A 3,183-nucleotide genomic window follows, 5' to 3' on the forward strand; every position below is an offset into this window, starting at 1 on the left:
CGGATCCGCGACGACGAGGACCTCAAGGCGCGCTGGGCGGAGATCATCCCGCTCTACGACTACGAGTACGACCCCGTCCGCTCGGCCGCGGCCGTCGAGGCCGGCATCTACCGCCACGAATCGCACAACTGGTGCTTCCAGCACAACACGCCCGCCTACGACCTCAAGCCGCAGCTCCCCGCGGTCACGGCGCCCACGCTCGTCACCGTCGGCCGGCGCGACTGGGTCACCCCGGTCAGCGCCGCGCAGACGATCGCGGACCTGATGCCGAACGCCAAGCTGGTGGTGTTCGAGAAATCCGGCCACTCGCCGCAGATGGAGGAGCGCGAGCTGTTCCTTTCCACCGTGCGCGACTTCCTCGACGGGGCGATCGCGTGAACATCACCATCATCGGCGCCGGCGCCATCGGCGGCACTCTCGGCGCCCACATGATCAGGGCCGGCCACGACATCACCCTGTGCGACGCCGACGCGGACCACGTCGCCGCCATCCGCGAGCATGGGCTGATCATCGAGGGCCCGGTCGACGAGTTCACGGTCGCCGCGCACGCGATCACCCCGGACGAGCTCCCGGACCAGATCACCCACGCCATCGTGGCGGTCAAGAGCCTGCACACCCGCGCCGCGGCCGAACTGCTCCGCAGCCGGCTCACCGCCGACGGCTCCGTGCTGACGGTGCAGAACGGGCTCACCGCCGATCACCTGATCGCCGCCGTCGGCCGCGACCGGGTCATCTCCTCGTTCGTCAACGTCGGGGCCGACGTCATGGCCCCGGGGCGGATCCTGCAGGGCAACGTCGCGACCTTCCGCGTCGGCGAGCTTGACGGCGGCCGCATCACCGCGCGCGTGCTCGCGCTGGCCGACGCGCTGCCGTACGCGCAGCCGACCGACAACGTGCTCGGCTTCCTGTGGGGCAAGGAGGCCTACGGGGCGATGCTGTGGGCCGGGGCGGTGTCCGACCTGACGATCGCCGATCACCTCGAGGACCCGCGCTACCGGCCGGTCATGATCGCCATCGCGCGGGAGGTCCTCGCGCAGGCGCCGGTCCGGGTGGAGGGCTTCGACGGCTTCGAGCCGGACGACCTCGAGGGGTCCCTCGACCGGCTGGCCGCGTTCAACCGCAACAGCGCCAAGAAGTACAGCGGCATCTACCGCGACCTCGTGGTGCGCAAGCGCAAGACCGAGATCGACGAGATGCTCCGCGACGTCAACGGCCCGATCTTCAACAAGGTCGCCGAGATCATCCACGACATCGAGGACGGCAGGCGAGTCAACACGCGCGCCAACCTTGACGAGCTGGCCGAGTTCGTCGCCGCGCTCCCGGCCAGCCCGGCCAACCCGGCTTCCTGATGCGCATCGTCGACGTGCTCGCCGTTCCCGTCCAGGCCGGCTTCTTCTTCGATGACCAACTCGCGATCCGGGCCGGGGCCGCCCACGACGGTTTCGACTACACCGGAGGGCCCCTGACCCCCGGCTTCCGCCGGGTGCGGCAACCAGGCGAGGCGGTCTCGGTTCTGCTCCTGCTCGACGACGGCGGGGTGGAGTTCGGTGACTGCGCGGCGGTGCAGTACAGCGGCGCCGGCGGCCGCGACCCGCTGTTCGCCGCCCGCGACGCGATCGCCGTCGTCGAGCAGGTCGTCGCGCCCGCGCTGCGGCGCACCGACCTGGCCGAGGGTTTCCGCACCGTGTCCGCCCGGGTCGACGCGCTGACGACCGGGCCCGATAACAGCCCGCTGCACACCGCCGTGCGCTACGGCGTCAGCCAGGCGGTGCTGGCCGCGGTCGCGCGCGCCCGGCGGACGACCATGGCCGAGGTTATCCGGGACGAGTACGACACCGGCGCCCCGCTCGTCCCGGTGCCGCTGTACGCCCAGACCGGCGACGACCGGTACGGCAACGCCGAGAAAATGATCATCAAGGGCGTCGACGTGCTCCCGCACGGGCTCATCAACAACGTGGCCGAGAAGTTCGGCCAATCCGGTGAGATCCTGGCCGACTACGTTCGCTGGCTGGTCGGCCGGATCCGCGACCTCGCCCCGTCTCCCGAGTACCGGCCGCGGCTCCACTTCGACCTGTACGGATGCGCCGGGCTCGCGTTCAAAGTCGGCCAGGACGCCAGCACCGACACCGGCCTCGACACCGGCATCGTCGCCCTCGCCGCGTACCTCGCCGACCTCGGCGCGATGGCGCACCCCTACGACCTCGCGATCGAGCACCCGATTGACGCCGGCTCGCGCGAGGCTCAGATCGCGACCTACCGCAGCCTCCGCGCCGCCTTGAAAGCACGCGGCGCCAATGTCCGCATCGTCGTCGACGAGTGGTGCAACACGCTCGACGACGTGCGCGCGTTCGTCGCCGCGGGCGCGGCCGACGTCATCCACGTGAAGACCCCCGACCTGGGCAGCATCGGCAACGCGGTGACGGCGCTGCTGCTGGCCCGCGACGCCGGGCTGGAGGCCTACTGCGGCGGCACCTGCAACGAGACCGACCGGTCGGCGCAGGTCAGCGCGCACCTGGCGATGGCCTGCGAGGCCACCCAGGTGCTGGCCAAGCCGGGCATGGGCGTGGACGAGGGACTCATGATCGTCGGAAACGAGATGGCCCGCACCGCTGCCCTGGTGCGAGCGAGAGAGACGGTGCGCCCGTGAACAACCTCGAACTTCCGCCGCTCGACCGCGTCCTCGCCAGCCTCGGCGAGTACGTCGCGATCCCGAGCGACAGTCGCAACGCCGACCCGGACACCATGCGGCGCGCCGCGGACTGGATCGCCCGCCAGCTGGACTTCGCGGCCGGCCGGGTCGAGGAGACCGGCGGCCACCCGGTCGTCTGCGGCGAATGGCTCGGCGCCCCTGGCGCCCCTACCGTCCTCGTCTACGGCCACTACGACGTGCAGCCGACCGGGGACGAGTCCGAATGGCTGTCCCCGCCGTTCCTGCTCACCGTCGACCGCACCCACGACGGCGACATCGCCCGCGGCCGCGGCGCCTCCGATGACAAAGGGCCGGTCTTCCTGGTCGTCGCGATGCTGCGGGCGGCGATCGAGCAGCGGGGCGGGCTGCCGCTGAACGTGAAGTTCCTCATCGAGGGCGAGGAGGAGATCGGCAGCCCGCACCTGCCCGACTACGTGCGCCAGCACGCCCGCGAGCTCGCCTGCGACCTGGTCATCTCGGCCGACGGAGCGCAG

The 3,183-nt window shown here is 71.3% G+C and carries 4 protein-coding genes; all 4 read left to right on the top strand.

The features are described 5' to 3' along the window. On the top strand, positions 1 to 378 hold a 378-nt coding region (locus VMF51_RS06145), incomplete at its 5' end, for an alpha/beta hydrolase (protein ID WP_325473527.1). Further along, positions 375 to 1,349, top strand: a complete 975-nt coding sequence (locus VMF51_RS06150) for a ketopantoate reductase family protein (RefSeq protein ID WP_325473528.1) — start codon at positions 375 to 377, stop codon at positions 1,347 to 1,349. The genes VMF51_RS06145 and VMF51_RS06150, both read left to right, overlap by 4 nt. Next, on the top strand, positions 1,349 to 2,647 hold the full coding sequence (locus VMF51_RS06155) for a methylaspartate ammonia-lyase (protein WP_325473529.1): 1,299 nt from the start codon (positions 1,349 to 1,351) through the stop codon (positions 2,645 to 2,647). Before VMF51_RS06150 ends, VMF51_RS06155 begins: the two co-directional genes overlap by 1 nt. Further along, a partial coding sequence (locus VMF51_RS06160) for a M20/M25/M40 family metallo-hydrolase (protein WP_325473530.1) occupies positions 2,644 to 3,183 on the top strand: 540 nt, incomplete at its 3' end. The genes VMF51_RS06155 and VMF51_RS06160, both read left to right, overlap by 4 nt.

It is taken from the genome of Nocardioides sp., from assembly GCF_035503875.1.
Classification (GTDB): Bacteria; Actinomycetota; Actinomycetes; order Propionibacteriales; family Nocardioidaceae; genus Nocardioides.